Genomic DNA, 16,068 nt, shown 5'->3' with positions numbered 1-16,068 from the left:
GCGAGGTTTAGAGCCCCGGCGTCCAGGTCACCCCAAACACCCAGGCCCGACCTTCCTCGCGATAGCCATACTGGCTGCCGTCATAGCTGTAGAGTGCACGGCTGTAACCCTTGTCCAGCAGGTTATCGACCTTCAAATCCAGTGTGATCTCGCGGTTCAGCGTCCAACTGCTCCGCAAGCCGATCAAGCCGTAGCCGCCCAATGACTGGGTGTTTTCCTTGTCGTCGTAGCTGCTGCTCACCGCCTGCCAACTGGCACCCAGACTCAGTCGATCGAACTGGCGATCCAGGTCCCAACTCATCGTGCGCCGTGCGCGACGAGCCAGGGTGTGCCCGGTGTCGCGATCACGCGGGTCGATGATCGCCACGCCAAGGTTGCTCTGCCAGCCGAACAGCTCCTGCTTGAGCGCGGCTTCAAAGCCGTTTATCCGGGCCGAAGCGACGTTTTCCGGGCGTGAGTTGCTGCCGAAGATAATCGCGTCTTCCAGGTCCGTGCGGTAAATCGACGCTTCGAGGCGGCTGCTATCGCTCAACTGGCTGCGCCATTGCAGCTCATAGCTTTTCGAGGTTTCCGGTTTCAGAGCCGGGTTGCTGAAGTCCGGGTAATACAGGTCATTGAAGGTCGGCGCGCGGAAGCCTTCGCTGTAGCTCAACAGCAGGTCGTTGTCCGGGTTCAGCGGCAGGGTAAAGGTGCCGCTCCAGGTGTTCTGGCCGCCGAACTGCTGGTTGTCATCGTGGCGCAGGCCGAGTTCCGTGGAAAAACTGTCGGCTTGGTACCGATGCTGGATGAACGCGGCGCGGTTCCAGCGGCTGTTCTCCTCGAACGCGGTGCTGCTGTTGATCCGGTCTTCGTACCAGTCGCCGCCGAGGATCAGGCTGTTGCGCGCATCAAGGGTCAGATCGTTCTGCCAGTTCACCGAATCGCGGTAGGTGTTGAACACCGTGCGCTCGTCGCTGAGCTTGTCGAGGGTTTTCTCGCGGTTCTCGGTATGGCCGATCTCTATGCGTGTTTTCCAGATGTTGTTGACCCGTGCGTCGAAGTAACTACTGATGCTGCTAACGTTGAAGTCGCTATATTGCTGCTGTTGGTAGTTGCCAAACGGACTGTCGAACTCGCTCTTTCCACGGTTATCCAGCAGATTGGCGCCGACTTCAATGTCATCGGTCAGCGCATGGCTGAGGCTCAGGCTGATGGACTTGTTGCGGTAGGCGTCGTGATCGCTGTCGCTGGGATAGGACTCGTGAGTGCGGTCGAGGCCGGCGGTGTCATCGAGACTGGCGCCAAGATTGAAGCGGGTTTTCTCGTCACCGCCGGCAAGCCCCAGACTGCGTTCCCAGGTCTGATGGCTGCCGAAGCCCAGGTGCAGACGCGGTTGCAGACTTTGCTCGGTGCCGCGTCGGGTGAAGATCTGGATCACCCCGCCAATCGCATCGCTGCCGTAAATCACTGAACGCGAACCACGCAGCACTTCAACACGCTCGATCTGGTCGATGTTCAGGTGCTGCAGGTTACTGTCGCCGGAAGTCGAACTGCCGATGCGCTGGCCGTCGACCAGCACCAGACTCTGCGCCGACTGCGTACCACGAATGTAGATCCCCGGCAGACTGCCGCGCCCTCCCGCCTGCGCCACTTGCACGCCCGGCACCCGTTGCAGCAGGTCGGTGACGCTGCCCGGTTGCAGGCGGTCGATGTCTTCGCGAGTGAACACGGTATTGGCCGCGCTGCTGTCGTTGCGCGCTTCGACCTGGCGGTTGGCGGAGATCAGTGTGTCCGGCAGTTTCAGGGCTTCGTCGCGTTCGAAGGTCTCGGCGAAAGCGCTGGCGGTCGTCAGCAAGAGGAGAGGCAGGGCGAGGCACGAGCGGTTCATCGGTGATCCGTAGGTCTTTCAGGTGTACACAGATTTCGTAGCTGCACAAAACACTGTGGGAGCGGGCTTGCCCGCGAAAGCGTCGGCACAATCAACATGGATGCTGGATGTGCCAACCTCTTCGCGGGCAAGCCCGCTCCCACAGGGACAGTGTGTGTTAGCGGATTAGCGGATTAGCGGTTAAGCAGTTGCAGACGCTCGCGGATCGCGGCCTCGATGCCGGCCTCGTCCAGCCCGCACTCTGCCAGCATTTGCGCAGGCTTCGCGTGCTCGACGTAGATGTCCGGCAAGCCCAGGTGCAGGATCGACTTGAGGATGTTTTCCCGCGCCAGGAACTCGCTGACCGCGCCACCGGCGCCGCCCATGATCGCGTTCTCTTCGATCGTCACCAGCAGCTCGTGGCCAGCGGCGATCTCGCGCACCAGTGCCTCATCCAGTGGCTTGACGAAGCGCATGTCGACCACGGTCGCATCCAGCTTCTCGGCGACTTTCAGGGCTTCGGTCAGTTGCACGCCGAACACCAGCAGAGCGACTTTACTGCCCTGACGACGGACGATGCCCTTGCCGATTTCGATCGGCTCGAGATCTTTGTCGATGGTCGCATTCGGGCCGGTGCCGCGCGGGTAACGCACTGCCGCCGGGCCGTTGTACAGGTGGCCGGTGGTGAGCATCTTGCGCAGTTCGTTTTCATCGCTCGGGGTCATGATGACCATGCCCGGGATGCAGCGCAGGTACGACAGGTCGAAGCTGCCGGCGTGAGTCGGGCCGTCTTCGCCCACCAGACCGGCGCGGTCGATGGCGAACAGCACGTCGAGGTTTTGCACCGCGACGTCATGCACCAACTGGTCGTAGCCGCGTTGCAGGAACGTCGAGTAGATCGCCACCACCGGTTTGGCGCCTTCGCAGGCCATGCCGGCGGCGAACGTCACGGCGTGCTGTTCGGCAATGGCCACGTCGAAGTAGCGCAGCGGGAAGCGTTCGCTGAACGCCACCAGGTCCGAGCCTTCCTTCATCGCCGGGGTGATCCCGACCAGACGCGGGTCAGCCGCCGCCATGTCACACAGCCATTCGCCGAACACCGCCGAATACTTCGGCCCGCTGGCCTTTTTCGGCGCAGCGGCCGGAGCATCCAGAGGTTCGAGTTTGGTGATCGCGTGGTAACCGATCGGATCGACTTCCGCCGGGGCGAAGCCTTTGCCTTTCTTGGTGACGATGTGCAGGAACTGGGGGCCTTTCAGATCGCGCATGTTGCGCAGGGTGGCGATCAGGGTCGGCAGGTCGTGGCCGTCGATCGGGCCGATGTAGTTCCAGCCCAGCTCTTCGAACAGGGTGCCGGGAACCAGCATGCCCTTGGCGTATTCTTCGGTGCGACGGGCGATTTCCCAGGCACCGGGCAGGCGCGACAGGACTTTCTTGCTGCCCTCACGCATGCTCGCGTAGGTACGGCTGGAAAGAATCTTCGCCAGATAATTCGACAGCCCGCCAACGTTGCGCGAGATCGACATGTCGTTGTCGTTGAGGATCACCAGCATGTTGGCGTTCACTTCCGGCGCGTGGTTCAGCGCCTCGAAGGCCATGCCGGCGGTCAACGCGCCGTCGCCGATCACCGCGATCGCCTTGCGATCGCTGTTTTGCAGGCGGGCGGCAATCGCCATGCCCAGCGCGGCACTGATCGAGGTGCTGGAGTGGCCGACGCCAAAGGTGTCGTACTCGCTCTCGGCGCGACGCGGGAAGGCAGCGATGCCGTCCTTCTGGCGCAGGGTTTCCATGCGCTGGCGACGACCGGTGAGGATCTTGTGTGGATACGCCTGATGACCCACGTCCCACACCAGCCGGTCATCCGGGGTGTCGAACACGTAATGCAACGCGATGGTCAGCTCGATGACGCCCAGTCCGGCACCGAAATGCCCACCGGTCTGGCCGACCGTGTAGAGCAATTCCAGGCGCAACTCATCGGCCAGGGTTTCCAGCTCGGCTTCGCCTAACCGGCGCAGGCCGTCCGGCGTGTTCGCGCGGTCGAGCAGGGGCGTGGTCGGGCGCTTGCGGGGAATCTCATGAAACGTCGTGGGCATCAGGCGAATCGTTATAGGTATAAAAGATGCGGCAGTTTACCTGATGCATCGCCCCCTGCCCACGCGTTGGTCTTTTTTGGCTGATTCGCCGTCAGTTGCGCCGCTCGACGATATACCGGGCCAGCTCGCGCAAGGGCTCGGCTGCCGCGTCAAACGGTCGCAGGGCGTGCAGGGCCTGGTCGCGCAGTTCCAGGGCGTAGGCCTTGGCCGCGTCGAGGCCGAGCAGGGCCGGGTAGGTCGGCTTGTCGCGCGCGATGTCGGCGCCCTGGCGTTTGCCGAGGGTTTCGGTATCGCTTTCGACGTCGAGGATGTCGTCCTGCACCTGGAAGGCCAGACCGATGGCCTGTGCATAAGTCTGCAGGGCCTTGAGTTCATCCGGTTCGGCACGGCCGCTGGCGAGGGCGCCGAGCTTGACGCTGACTTCGATCAACGCCCCGGTTTTGTGCCGATGCATCTGTTCAAGGGCTTGCTGGTCGAGCTTCAGACCGACCGAACCGAGGTCGATGGCCTGACCGCCGACCATGCCCGCCGGGCCTGCCGCGTGCGCCAGCGCCGTGACCTGTTGCAGACGGATGTCGGCGTCGAGGTCGCTCAGGCGCGGGTCGAGCAGGGCGCTGAAGGCCAGGCTCTGCAAACCGTCACCGGCAAGGATCGCGCAGGCTTCGTCGAATTTCTTGTGGGTGGTGGGCTGGCCGCGACGCAGATCGTCGTCGTCCATCGCCGGCAAGTCGTCGTGCACCAGCGAATAGGCGTGAATCAATTCAACCGCGCAGGCTGCGCCATTGGCCTGCTCAGCCTTGCCGCCGAGCGCTTCGCACGCCGCATAGGCCAGCAGCGGCCGCACGCGTTTGCCGCCGTTCATCACGCTGTAGCGCATGGCTTCGTAGAGGCGTGCCAATTGCGGCAACGGGGCGTTGAACAGGGTTTCCAGTGCCGCATTGACCCTGGCCTGGCTGGTCGCCGAATACGCCGCAATCATTCTGGCTGTTCCGCGTCGAAGGGTTCCTCGGCGAGTTCGCCATCGCGCTCCAGCAGCACCTGCACTTTCTGCTCGGCCTGGGCCAGCGCTGCCTGGCAGTCACGGGTCAGGCCGATGCCCTGCTCGAAAGCGGTCAGCGAGTCTTCCAGCGACAATTCACCGTTCTCCAGACGCTCGACCAGTGTTTGCAGGTCGGCGAGGGACTGTTCGAAATCCAGTGCAGCTTTTTTGCGGGCCATGGCGGCAGTTTCCGGTTGACGTTAAACCGGCGCGACACTAGCAGATAGGGGGTTTATGGGCAAATGAGCGGGGCACGGCCGACCCTTATCTCCTCACTACAGACGTCAGTGGTCAGTTTGAGGAATTGTCCGGGTAATTGATTTTGTATCGCGTGCTCCGTCCGCCTCCGGGCATACGCCGCAGGCAACCCTTTTCCAGCAGCTCCGCCAGATGTCGCGTCGCCGTGGCTTTGGAAACCTTGGCCACCGCCTGATACTGCGCCGCGCTGATACCGTGTTCGAACCCGCGCTCTCCACCGTCGAGCAAACGATTGAGCACTTTACTCTGCTCCACCGAAAGCTCGGATTCACGGTGTGCCTGCCAGAAGCGTGTTTTGCCCAGCACGCTTTCGATCCGCGCAATGGCTTGCTGCAGACTGCGTAAAAGAGTCTGCAGAAACCAAGTGAGCCATTGGGTAACGTCCAGCGTGGCCTTTTGACTGGCCTCAAGCACTCGATAGTAGCCGTTACGGTCATCGAGAATGCTGGCCGACATCGCGTAAAACCGGATGGCCTGCGCTTCACCTTGCGCCAGCGCCAGATCGGTAAGGGTGCGAGTAAGGCGACCATTGCCGTCATCAAACGGATGCAGCGTGACAAACCAGAAATGCGCGATGCCAGCACGCAGCAATGGATCCAGCGCTGTTTGATGCTGGCTGGCCTCGAACCAAGCGAGAAATTTATCCACCTGCCGCTCCAGACCCTGGCGCGGCGGGGCTTCGAAATGCACAGTGGGGCGGTCGAGACGACCGGAAACTACCTGCATCGGCTCGTCACCGCGAAGTGCACCGACATGCATCGACCTCGCGGTGAAGTCGCTTTCCTGATCCGGAAACAGCCAACGATGCCATTCCAGTAAACGATCCAGCGTCAGTGGTTCGGCGAAGCGCCGGGTGGCGTCGAACATCAGTTGTGCCAGGCCTTCGCTACGTTGACTGACATTATCGCTATCGGGCAATTCCAGCCCTAGGCGTCGAGCCAATGACGAACGCACCGAGCCGACATTCAACTGCTCACCCTCAATCGCCGAAGAGGTCACGATGTTTTGCAGCAGTGCGTCGAGTTCGGTTTGAGCCGTCAGCGAATTGCCGACGGATCCGGCCATGCCCATCAATTGGCCTTGTGCCTGTACGCATTCGCGCAACAGTGGCGCCAGATGTTCTGCCTGCCAGTTGAAATCGGGCCAATCCGGCTGCTGCCAGATCCATTGAGTCGTCATCGGTTATTGCCTGTAATAGGGACGTGAGCCGAATAGAAATGCTATTCGGCTCATTTAGTGAGCCGAATATGACGGCTATTCGGCTCACCGTCCACCAAGAAGGCGTGATTCCCACCGCAAATGCAGATGTATCCGATTGTTAAAAAACTGCCGAATCGCTAATCTTCGCGCCTTCTACGACCCGGCAGTCACGGGTCTTTCAGACGAAACGCAGTTTCCACCGCTGTGAAGTACCGAGGATCGGGTGCAAGGTTTCGTTCAGGCATGGCAGGAGGCATTACATGCGTTCATTTCTTTGGCTGCTGATTGGCCTGGCCTGCGCGCCTGCGCTGCTCGCGGCGCCGAGTGCTGAACTGTCGGAACCGTTCGGTGGCTGGCGTTACCACGGCCTGCTCGATCGCAGTGAAAACCCGCAAGTCGCTTACCCCACGCCGCCGATCGACCGTGGCATTCAGCGCAATCGCACGATGATTCAGGGCCAGCTCAAGGCCATCGGCAATCAGCGCGGGCCGCACACGCTGGCGGTGAACGGCAATCCATTGAATCTGTACACCGACGATGATGGGCGTTTCGCCCGGCCGTATGCGTTCGGCGCCGGCTCCAACAGTGTCGAAGTGCGCAGCGCCGAGGGCCAGTCGCTCAAGCGTGTGCAGTTCTATGAAGCGAACAACCTGCGCACCCCGGCGAAGATCCGCGTGGTGCTGGGCTGGGACGATCCCAAGGCCGAACTCGATCTGCACATCATCACGCCGGACGGCCAGCATGCGTTCTTCGCCCACACGGCGCTGACCAACGGCGGCGGGCTCGATCCGGACGGCGTCGATGGCCCCGGCCCGGAAATGTTCACCATGACCGCGCCGCTGCATGGCACTTATCTGGTTTACGTCAACTATTGGGGCAACTTCGGCGACGGCGGCTATAACTTCGAGGAGGCGAGCAATCAGAACGAGGTCATCACCTCGCAGATCACGCTGGTGCTCAACGAAAACACGGTCGACGAAAAACGCGAAACATTCATCGTGCCCCTGCGGGCGATCGGTGATCTGCTGCTGGTCAAGACTTTCAACTATTAAGCATCCCGCACCACGGATGAACTTCGGGTTTTGTGAACATGAGTGATAACGCTGCTTCTCCGGCCGTCCCGACACCTGCCGGCCAACCTTCCCGGCGCTGGCCGGCGCTGCTGATCGGCCTGGCCCTGGTGGCCGGCGTGGCCGGTGGGCTCGGCTGGTTGCTGCACAAACCCAAGTTGCCGCCCGCTGCACTGGCCAGCGACAAACTCGGCCTGAGCCGCCCCGATGCGCTGCTGGAAACCCGCTCCCTGAGCCAGTTGCCCAAGGACCTGCTGACGGTGCCGTTCCTCAAGGCCACGCTCACCGAGGATTTCGTCTTCTATTACGAAACTCATGCTGACCGCCTCGGCCTGATCGGCAGTCTGCGCCGGATCATCTACGAGCATGATCTGAAACTGCAGGACAGCCTGATCGAACAGTTTTTCGATCAACCGGCCGATGTGGCGCTGTGGCGTGGTGCCGACGGGCGCCTGAAGGATTTCCTGCTGGTGATGGATCGTGGCGGGCTGGCAAAACTGCTGGAGCCGCTGGCGAAAGTTGCGCTGGATGACACGCAGCTCAGCCAGATGGGCGAACTCAAGGTCGGTGGCGATACGGTGCCGCTGTACCAACTGACCTACAACGCCAGCAAAGCCCTGCTGTTCGCTTCCCACGGCGACAAACTGGTGGTGGTGTCCAACCCGGCCAAGTACTACGACCCGCAAAGCGGTGCGTCTGAAGAGTCGGGCCACGTCTCGCCACAAGCGCTGGCGGCGCTGCTCAATGGCGAAAAACTGTTCCCTGAAGCGTTCGGTCTGCCGGCGAAAACCCCGGAAACCAAACAGCGTCTGTCGGTCAACGCCAGCGTCCTTGCCATGGGCTATCAGCGCTTTATTCCGAACTTCGCCGGCCTGCGTTTCGACATGGACGACAAGGGCTGGCACAGCTACCTCGCCATGGATGAGCTGGATAACCAACCGGACTTCGATTTCAAACCGGTGTGGCAAGCCATGCCGCTCGGTGCCAGTGCCTGCGTGACCCTGCCGGTGGCCGCCGAACCGCAGAAACCATTGCTGGTGAAACTGGGCGCCGAAGAGGCCGTGGCGCAGACCCTTACCGAGCATGTGGCCGGCGCGGCGGGCCTGTGCTGGTACGCCGATTCGCGGCTGTACACACCTTTGCTGGTGGCGAGCCTGAAGGACGAAGACAGCAGCAAGCTCGATGGCGATCTCGGCAAGTTGTTCGGCTCGATGGTCGGCGCTTTCGAACCCAACGTTGCAGAAAGCGTGTTCCCGGTGGTCGAGAAACAGCAAGGCCAGAACCACGTCTGGCAGCGTCAGGTCAGCTCGAACTTCGGCCCTTACGCGGCAAAGACTGCCGAAAACCCGGACGCGATCAGCGGCCGCGCCTTCATGAAAGTCAGCCTCGCCCGTCATGGTTCGACGCTGCTGTTTTCCCTCGACGACAAACTGGTCGACAAGGCCCTCGGCACCCTCGACAAGCGCTTCCCGCCGATGGCCGACGTGCTGCCCAAAGACGTGCTGATGCCGATCTACTTCGGCCCGGACGCGATGGCGCAGCTGATGCAACAGGAAACCCTCGACAGCCTGCCGCAGGACATGGAGCCGGTGTTCTACAACGCCGCGCAAACCTACCTGATCCCGAAACTGCGCACCCTCGGCGGCTACGGCAAATACGCCCTGACCCTGCCGCAAGGCAGCGAGCCTGACGGCCACTGGCAATGGCTGCCGCTGGAATGGAAAGCGCTGTGACGGCATTGATCCGCAGCCTCGGCCTGCTCGCGCTGTTGTTCAGTGCGGGCGCTCGTGCCATCGAAGCGCCGGCGCTCGATCCGGCGCAATCCCAGGTGTTCCGCGCCTGGTTCGTGCGCATCGCTCAGGAGCAACTGAGTCAGGGCCCGAGCCCGCGCTGGTATCAGCAGGACTGCGCCGGGCTGGTGCGTTTCGCCGCCAACGAAGCGCTGAAAGTCCATGACGACAAGTGGCTGCGCAGCAACGGCCTGTCCAATCGCTATCTGCCGCCGGAGCTGTCGCTGAGCGATGAGCAGCGCAAGCTCGCCCAGCAATGGCAGCAGGGCGGCGGCAAGGTCGGGCCGTACGTCAACGCGATCAAACTGATTCAGTTCAACAGCCATCTGGTCAGCCGCGACGTGTCTCAGGCGCGCCCCGGCGACCTGATGTTTTTCGATCAGGGCGACGACCAGCACCTGATGATCTGGATGGGCCGCTACATCGCCTATCACACCGGCACGACTACCCCCACTGACAACGGCATGCGTTCGGCAAGCCTGCAGCAACTCATGACATGGAAGGACACCCGATGGATACCCGACGCAGCCAACCCCAACTTCATCGGCGTCTATCGACTGAACTTTCTCTCCCAATGACCGGTGCCCGCATGCTGCGACTCTGCGCTCGAATTCCCCTGCTGCTGGCGCTGTTGCTGCCACTGGCGACTGTCAACGCTGAAGATTCGGTGGAGCCGAGCGGCTACACGCCGGTCTCCGGTGAAAGCTTCTTCCTGCTCGCCGACAGCAGTTTCGCGGCGGACGAACAGGCGATGGTGCGCCTCGAAGCACCGGGCCGCGACTATCGCCGCTTCCGCATGGAGCCTTATGGCGGCGCCGACATTCGCGTGTACCGCATCGACAAGCCGCTGGACTTCCTCAAGCGCCAGAAGAATCTGCACCGTGTGGTCAGCGACGGCCAGTTCAAGGGCGAAGGCCTGTCCAACACCCTCGCGTACCTGTGGGACAACTGGTACCGCAAATCCCGCCGGGTGATGCAGCGCGCGTTCTCCTACGAGTCGCGCAAGCAAGTCACCGAGGAAGTGCCGGAACTGAAGATGGGCAACGCCATGGTCGCGCCGACGCCGTACGACGCGCAGCCGCAATTTGCGCTGATCCCGGGTTTGCCGGTGGTCAGCCAGTTCCGCTATCCGCTGTGGCAGGCCAAGCCGATCCAGCCGCCGGCCGGGGTCAATCTGGCCGGCTCGTCCAGCGACTTCGTCAGCGTCGCACCGGGTAACGTCTACATCCCGTTGGGCCAGTTGAAGCCGGGCCTGTATCTGGTTGAAGCGCTGATCGGCAAGTACCGCGCGACCACCATGGTCTTCGTCTCCAACACCGTGGCGGTGAGCAAGATTGCCGGTGATGAATTGCTGGTCTGGGCCGCACGCAAACACGAAGGCAGTTCGGTGCCGAAGGTCAACGTGCTGTGGACCGACGGCCTTGGTGTGATGAGCAGCGGCGCCACCGATGCCGATGGTTTGTTGCGCCTGAAACACGTCAGCCCCGAGCGTTCGTTCGTCATCGGCGAAGACGAAGAGGGCGGGGTGTTCGTCTCCGAGAACTTCTATTACGACAGCGAAATCTACGACACCAAACTCTATGCCTTCACCGACCGGCCGCTGTATCGCCCGGGAGACTGGGTGTCGCTGAAAATCGTTGGTCGCGAGTTCAAGAATGCGCGGGATTCGGTGTTGCCTGGCGCGGCGGATGTCACCGTCAGCGTGCTCGACGCTACTGGCACCGAGATGCAGCACCTCGACCTGAAACTCGATTCCAAGGCCGGCACGCAAGGCCGTTTCCAGCTGCCGGACAACGCCGTGGCCGGTGGTTACGAGATCCGTTTCAACTATAAGGATCAGGCTTACAGCAGTGCTTTCCGTGTCGCCGAGTACATCAAGCCGCACTTCGAGATTTCGCTGAACCTGGCCAAACAGGATTACCGCACCGGCGAGCCGGTCAAAGGCAGCCTGGTGCTGCTCTACCCGGACGGCAAACCGGTGGCCAACGCTAAACTGACCCTGAGCCTGCGTGCCCAGCAATTGTCGATGGTCGACAACGAGCTGCAATACCTCGGGCAATTCCCGGTGGAACTGACCAGCACTGAACTGACCACCGACAGCAAGGGCAATGCGACCCTCGACTTGCCGGCCGCCGACAAACCGAGCCGCTACATGCTCACCGTGTTCGCCAGCGATGGTGCGGCGTATCGGGTCAAGACCACCAAGGAAATCCTCATTGATCGTGGCGCCGCGAGCTTCCGTTTGAACGCGCCGCAACGTTTCAGCGCGGTCAACGACAAAGTTGCGTTCAGCTACGCCAACGAGGGCGGCAGCGAGCAGAGCAAAGCAGTGACCCCGAGCAGTTACGGCTGGGTGCGTCTGGAAGACCAGAGCACCGGTGAAGGCAAACTGGCGGCGACGGACAAGGGCTTCAGCATCACCTTCGAACGTCCGGGCACTTACAACCTGACGCTGAAAGATCAGCACGGTCGCGTCCTCGGCGCCACCGGCCATTCGGTCACGGGTGAGGGCGTCAAAGCAGTGCCGGGCACTGTGGAAATCGTCCTCGACAAACCGGAGTACAAGGCCGGCGATGAAGCGCTGGCGCTGATCACGTTCCCGGAGCCGGTCAGCGATGCCCTGCTGTCGCTGGAGCGCGACAAAGTCGAAGCCACCGCGCTGCTGGCCAAGGGCGGCGACTGGCTGCAACTGGAAAAACTCAGTGACACCCAATACCGCGCACGCATTCCGGTGAAGGACAACTTCGCGCCGAACCTGACCTTCTCGGTGCTGTACACCAAGGGCGGTCAGTACAGCTTCCAGAACGCCGGGATCAAGGTGGTCGCGCCGCAAATCGACGTGGCAATCAGCACCGACAAGGCGGTGTACCTGCCGGGCGAAACCGTTACGGTTGACCTGACCACCCAGTTCGCCGGCAAAGCGGTGCCGGCGCACCTGACCGTCAGCGTGGTCGATGAAATGGTCTATGCGCTGCAACCGGAAGTCGCGCCGACCATTGACCAGTTCTTCTATCACCCGCGTCGCAACAACGTGCGCACCAGCGCCAGCCTGTCGTTCATCAGTTACGACGTCGCGTTGCCGGGCAGCCCTGGCGCGCCGGGCAAGGCCAACCGCAGTGAACGCGGAGTGAAAGTGTTGGAGCGTCCGCGTCGTGAAGACGTCGACACCGCCGCCTGGCGGCCAGAGTTGCTCACCGGTGCCGACGGCAAAACCCGTTTCACCTTCAAGATGCCGGACTCACTGACTCGCTGGCGCATCACCGCGCGGGCCATTGCCGATGACGGTCAGGTCGGGCAGAAGAAGCAGTTCGTCCGTTCGGAAAAACCGCTGTACCTGAAGTGGAGCGGGCCGAGCACATTCCGCAAGGGCGATCAGCCGCAACTCGGCGTGTTCGCCTTCAGTCAGGCCGAGAAACCGGTCAAGGCTGAGCTGGTCACCCATTACGCCGGCGCCGAACAACGCCTGCCGGTAACTCTGAACAACGGCATCAATTACCTGCCGCTGCCAGCGTTCGCCCTGGCCGCGGGGGAGTGGACTGCCGAACTGGTGCAGGACGGTAAAACCGCTGACGCTTTGGCCGTGCGCCTGAGCGCCACCGGTGACGGCTGGCAAGTCACGCAAACCCAAAGCCTCGACGTCGCCAGCGGCGATACCCCGTTGAGCCTGCCGGCGGACGCCACCGATATTCGCCTGCGTCTGGATGACAGTCCGCAAGCGCTGTTCCGTTCCGCCCTCGATGATCTGCTGAGCTACCCGTACGGCGGCGTCGAGCAGACTGCCAGCCGTTTGCTGCCGCTGAGCATTGTTTATCCATCGCTGGCGTCGAGCCCGCAGATCCGTGATCGCTTGCGTCTGATCATGCAGAACAGTCGTCTGCGTCTGGTGCAAATGGCCGGGCCGTCCGCGAGCTTCACCTGGTGGGGTTATGACGGCGAGCCGGATGCGTTCCTTACTGCCTATGCCTACTACGCCGACTGGAACGCCAGTCAGGTGCTGGAGCTGACCCTGCCGCCGGAACACTGGCAGCGCGTGCTGGAGGTGTACGCCAAGCAAGCGCCGAACACGCCGTTGCTGCAACGGGCGCTGATTCTGTCGTTTGCCAAGCAGATGCATTTGCCGGTGAACACCTTGCTCAGCGGTTTGATGGACGATCTGGCCAAGGCCGGTGAGGGCAACGCCGAAACCCTGATGGGCGATGGCGAAGACAGCCTGGTGATGAACGACCCGGACTCGGCGCTCGGTCTGGCGGCGGCGCGGGTGTTGACCGCGTCGCTGGCGACCCAGGCGAAAGTGGCGCTGCCGGAGGCGTTCAATCGTCAGGTCGGCGCGGCGCAACAGCGTCTGGCGGTCAGTTCGCAGCCGTTTGCCGAAGCGCTGAACCTGTCGCTGCAGCCGTTCGATCAGGCGCGAGCGACGGCGTTGCTGCAACGTCTGCTACCACAACAATCGACCCTCGAACGCGCCCTGGCGCTGAGCTGGTTGCAACGCAGCATCACCCAGGCCTCGCCGACTATCGCACTGACGCCGGGTGACGGCTGGAAGAAAAACTATGGCGCAACCGGTGAGATGTTCTGGACGTGGCAGGGTGCGACACCGGTGCCGAGCGTGTTGACGGTGTCCGGTACGCAAGAGCGCCCACTGCGCGCGGCGTTGAGCTTCCAGACCCGGCAACCGGCCGTCGATCCAATGGCCGTGACCATCACCCGGCGCCTGTCGCGACTGGTGCCGGGCGACGAAGCGTTCACCTTCAAACTGGAGCCGGTCGGCAGCAAACCGCTGTCCAGCGACAGCCTGTACCTGGACGAAGTGATCCTCACCAGCAAGGCGCCGAAACCGCTGCGCTACGGCATGCTCGAAGTACCGCTGCCACCCGGCGCCGATGTCGAGCGCACGACGTGGGGTATCAAGTTGCAGGGCAAGGACGGCACCGAGCCGACCGCGCTGGAGAAGGCGCGCTTCGAGCCGGGGCAACTGGCCTACGCGGTGCCGGTCGATGCGCTGAGCGGCGAGTTGCGTTTGCGCCATTTGGTGCGCTTCTCACAGAAGGGCCAGTTCAACCTGCCGCCGGTGCGTTTCACTCAGGTCTACGCGCCGCAGCATCAGGCCCAGGAAGCGAAAGCCGCACTTGGTCAGGTCACGGTCAACTGACATGAACCGGCCGCTGCTGTGGCTGCTGATGTGTGTGATGCCTGCGCTGGCGACGGCGCAGGATGAGCCGTTGCGCGTGGCCTATAAGGGTGAGTTGTTGTCGTTGAATCACACGCAACTGATCGCCCGCGAGCCCTTGCCGGCGACGCTGGATACGCCGCTGGGCAGTCTGTGGAAATTGTTCGTCTATGCGTGGCTGGTGGATACCGGTGCGCGCGAGCCCGCATATGAATGTCGCGGGCAGTCGAAGGAAGAGGTTTATTGCTGCTCGGCGGGCGGCAAGATCGAACGTGATCAGGCGTTGGTGAAATCCTGCGGGTTGTACTTTGAGCCGGCGCGGCTGGGCATCGCTTCTGCCGATTGGCGCACGTATTGGCAGGCGCGGCAGGCGCCGTCGTGGTTGCTCGACTTACCGTCGGTGCAACCGGCTACGCGGGTTTCCGTGGCTGAGTTGCTGAAGGTGTTGGCGGTGCTGCCGGCGCAGGATCAGATGCGCCGCGTATTACTCGACGTGGTACTGAACGCGGCGGACGGCAATGTCGTCGGTGAGCTGGGCGGGCGCTTGCGGGTGAAGACCTGGAGCTGGCTCGGCGATCAGGACCCGCAGTCGCGCCAGGGTGGTTTCGCCGGTTGGACGGCGGACGGTGCGCCGGTCTGGGCTGGCGGGCGCGGCACCAGTCAGATGGTTCTGCGACAGTACGGTCAGGCATTGTCGACGGTGTTGCCAGCGGCATGGCCGGCGGAGGCTGGGCGTTGTGTCGAAGTCGGTCTGTTCTCGCGTTATCCGCTGGCGCGGGTCCTGGCGGGCGAGCGGGTGGTGACGTCCGGCCCGTTGCAAGGCGACTACCGCGTCGAATTCGCCAATGGCAATGCGCTGGATATCCACAGCGCCGGTGAACTGTTTCTGCTCAACGACAAACTGGTCGCCCGGCTCGATCGCGAAGAATACGTCGCCCGCGTCCTTGAGCGCGAAGCCAAACCGGAACCTGCAGAAGCGGCCAAGGCGCTGGCCGTGGCGATCCGTACCTATCTGCTGCAAAACGCCACGCGCAACGGCGATTGCCTGAGCATCGACGACAGCAGTAATCGCCAGCGCGTCGCCCCGCGCCCAGCTTCGGCCGAGTCACGCAACATCGCGGCGTGGACGGCGGATCTGGTACTGGCCGGCAGCACCGTCACCTATCACTCCGACCAACCCGGCCCGGACAAGCTCGCCTGGCAACAAGCCGTCGAGCAGGCCAACGCCGGCCAGCGCTACGACGCGATTCTGCTGCACGCCTATCCACGCGCCAGCCTCAGCCGGTGGGACAACCCGGTCGCTTCCTGCGAAGCACTGCCCGCCGCGCAGGACTGGCTGCAAAAGCAGCGTCGCGGCTGGCGTCCGACGCTGGAAAGCGAAACCGGCTACAACGAAGTCAGCACCTTCGCGGTTTGCAAACTGGCGTTTGGCCGCCCGTTTGTCGATCGCGAGCGCCAGCGCATTTACGTGCGCGGCGTGCTGACGTTGCAGGATCGCCTCGACCTGACGCACGAATACCTGCACCTGGCCTTTGAAGCACATCCCAATGGCCAGGATGAAACCTACATCGAAGGGCTCGCCCGTCACCTCTTGCTGGAATAGAC

11 protein-coding genes are annotated in these 16,068 nt (G+C 62.5%); 5 read left to right on the top strand and 6 right to left on the bottom strand.

Translation table 11 applies throughout. From position 1 onward, the window contains the following. Nucleotides 1-7: 7 nt before the first annotated feature. From ACXX9E_RS02070 to ACXX9E_RS02050, 5 genes are all read right to left on the bottom strand, one after another. Complete coding sequence (locus ACXX9E_RS02070; RefSeq protein WP_458554976.1) at nt 8-1,867, bottom strand: TonB-dependent receptor domain-containing protein; 1,860 nt, start codon at nt 1,865-1,867, stop codon at nt 8-10. A 173-nt stretch (nt 1,868-2,040) separates the two neighbouring features. Further along, on the bottom strand, nt 2,041-3,939 hold the full coding sequence (gene dxs, locus ACXX9E_RS02065) for a 1-deoxy-D-xylulose-5-phosphate synthase (RefSeq protein WP_186746113.1): 1,899 nt from the start codon (nt 3,937-3,939) through the stop codon (nt 2,041-2,043). Nucleotides 3,940-4,030: 91 nt separating this feature from the next. Then, a complete protein-coding gene (gene ispA, locus ACXX9E_RS02060) occupies nt 4,031-4,918 on the bottom strand; it encodes a (2E,6E)-farnesyl diphosphate synthase (protein WP_123463771.1) in 888 nt (295 codons plus the stop codon). Beyond that, nucleotides 4,915-5,157, bottom strand: a complete 243-nt coding sequence (locus tag ACXX9E_RS02055) for an exodeoxyribonuclease VII small subunit (protein ID WP_003228627.1) — start codon at nt 5,155-5,157, stop codon at nt 4,915-4,917. Before ACXX9E_RS02055 ends, ispA begins: the two co-directional genes overlap by 4 nt. 112 nt (nt 5,158-5,269) lie before the next feature. Beyond that, nucleotides 5,270-6,415, bottom strand: a complete 1,146-nt coding sequence (locus ACXX9E_RS02050) for a Fic family protein (RefSeq protein ID WP_458554975.1) — start codon at nt 6,413-6,415, stop codon at nt 5,270-5,272. A 281-nt stretch (nt 6,416-6,696) separates the two neighbouring features. Between ACXX9E_RS02050 and ACXX9E_RS02045 the strand changes: the two genes are divergently transcribed. Genes ACXX9E_RS02045 through ACXX9E_RS02030 form a run of 4 tightly spaced genes read left to right on the top strand, consistent with a single transcriptional unit; the run spans nt 6,697 to nt 14,445 of the window. After that, nucleotides 6,697-7,488, top strand: coding sequence for a YfaP family protein (locus ACXX9E_RS02045; RefSeq protein ID WP_458554974.1), 792 nt, complete (start codon nt 6,697-6,699; stop codon nt 7,486-7,488). A 38-nt stretch (nt 7,489-7,526) separates the two neighbouring features. After that, nucleotides 7,527-9,239, top strand: coding sequence for a DUF2138 domain-containing protein (locus ACXX9E_RS02040; RefSeq protein ID WP_458554973.1), 1,713 nt, complete (start codon nt 7,527-7,529; stop codon nt 9,237-9,239). After that, a complete protein-coding gene (locus ACXX9E_RS02035) occupies nt 9,224-9,874 on the top strand; it encodes a DUF1175 domain-containing protein (RefSeq protein WP_128615239.1) in 651 nt (216 codons plus the stop codon). Before ACXX9E_RS02040 ends, ACXX9E_RS02035 begins: the two co-directional genes overlap by 16 nt. Then, entirely contained in the window at nt 9,871-14,445 is a 4,575-nt protein-coding gene (locus ACXX9E_RS02030; RefSeq protein WP_458554972.1) for an alpha-2-macroglobulin family protein, read from the top strand. The genes ACXX9E_RS02035 and ACXX9E_RS02030 overlap by 4 nt, the downstream gene beginning before the upstream one ends. On the opposite strand, the gene ACXX9E_RS02025 is transcribed toward ACXX9E_RS02030, so the two are convergent. Next, entirely contained in the window at nt 14,438-14,740 is a 303-nt protein-coding gene (locus tag ACXX9E_RS02025; protein WP_458556569.1) for a hypothetical protein, read from the bottom strand. The genes ACXX9E_RS02030 and ACXX9E_RS02025 overlap by 8 nt on opposite strands. Between ACXX9E_RS02025 and ACXX9E_RS02020 the strand changes: the two genes are divergently transcribed. Next, a complete protein-coding gene (locus ACXX9E_RS02020) occupies nt 14,645-16,066 on the top strand; it encodes a DUF2300 domain-containing protein (RefSeq protein ID WP_411353432.1) in 1,422 nt (473 codons plus the stop codon). The two genes, ACXX9E_RS02025 and ACXX9E_RS02020, sit on opposite strands and share 96 nt — an antisense overlap. Nucleotides 16,067-16,068: the final 2 nt, after the last annotated feature.

The sequence above is a fragment of the Pseudomonas sp. GNP014 genome (assembly GCF_054344005.1).
The sequence above is the reverse complement of the archived record's forward strand: the minus strand, read 5'-3'. Positions and strand labels throughout refer to the sequence as shown.

Coding starts and splice junctions, on each gene's coding strand:
- ACXX9E_RS02030 (WP_458554972.1), top strand. CDS start 9,871: ATGACCGGTGCCCGCATGCTGCGACTCTGCGCTCGAATTCCCCTGCTG.
- ACXX9E_RS02040 (WP_458554973.1), top strand. CDS start 7,527: ATGAGTGATAACGCTGCTTCTCCGGCCGTCCCGACACCTGCCGGCCAA.
- ispA (WP_123463771.1), bottom strand. CDS start 4,918: ATGATTGCGGCGTATTCGGCGACCAGCCAGGCCAGGGTCAATGCGGCA.
- ACXX9E_RS02035 (WP_128615239.1), top strand. CDS start 9,224: ATGGAAAGCGCTGTGACGGCATTGATCCGCAGCCTCGGCCTGCTCGCG.
- dxs (WP_186746113.1), bottom strand. CDS start 3,939: ATGCCCACGACGTTTCATGAGATTCCCCGCAAGCGCCCGACCACGCCC.
- ACXX9E_RS02070 (WP_458554976.1), bottom strand. CDS start 1,867: ATGAACCGCTCGTGCCTCGCCCTGCCTCTCCTCTTGCTGACGACCGCC.
- ACXX9E_RS02050 (WP_458554975.1), bottom strand. CDS start 6,415: ATGACGACTCAATGGATCTGGCAGCAGCCGGATTGGCCCGATTTCAAC.
- ACXX9E_RS02045 (WP_458554974.1), top strand. CDS start 6,697: ATGCGTTCATTTCTTTGGCTGCTGATTGGCCTGGCCTGCGCGCCTGCG.
- ACXX9E_RS02055 (WP_003228627.1), bottom strand. CDS start 5,157: ATGGCCCGCAAAAAAGCTGCACTGGATTTCGAACAGTCCCTCGCCGAC.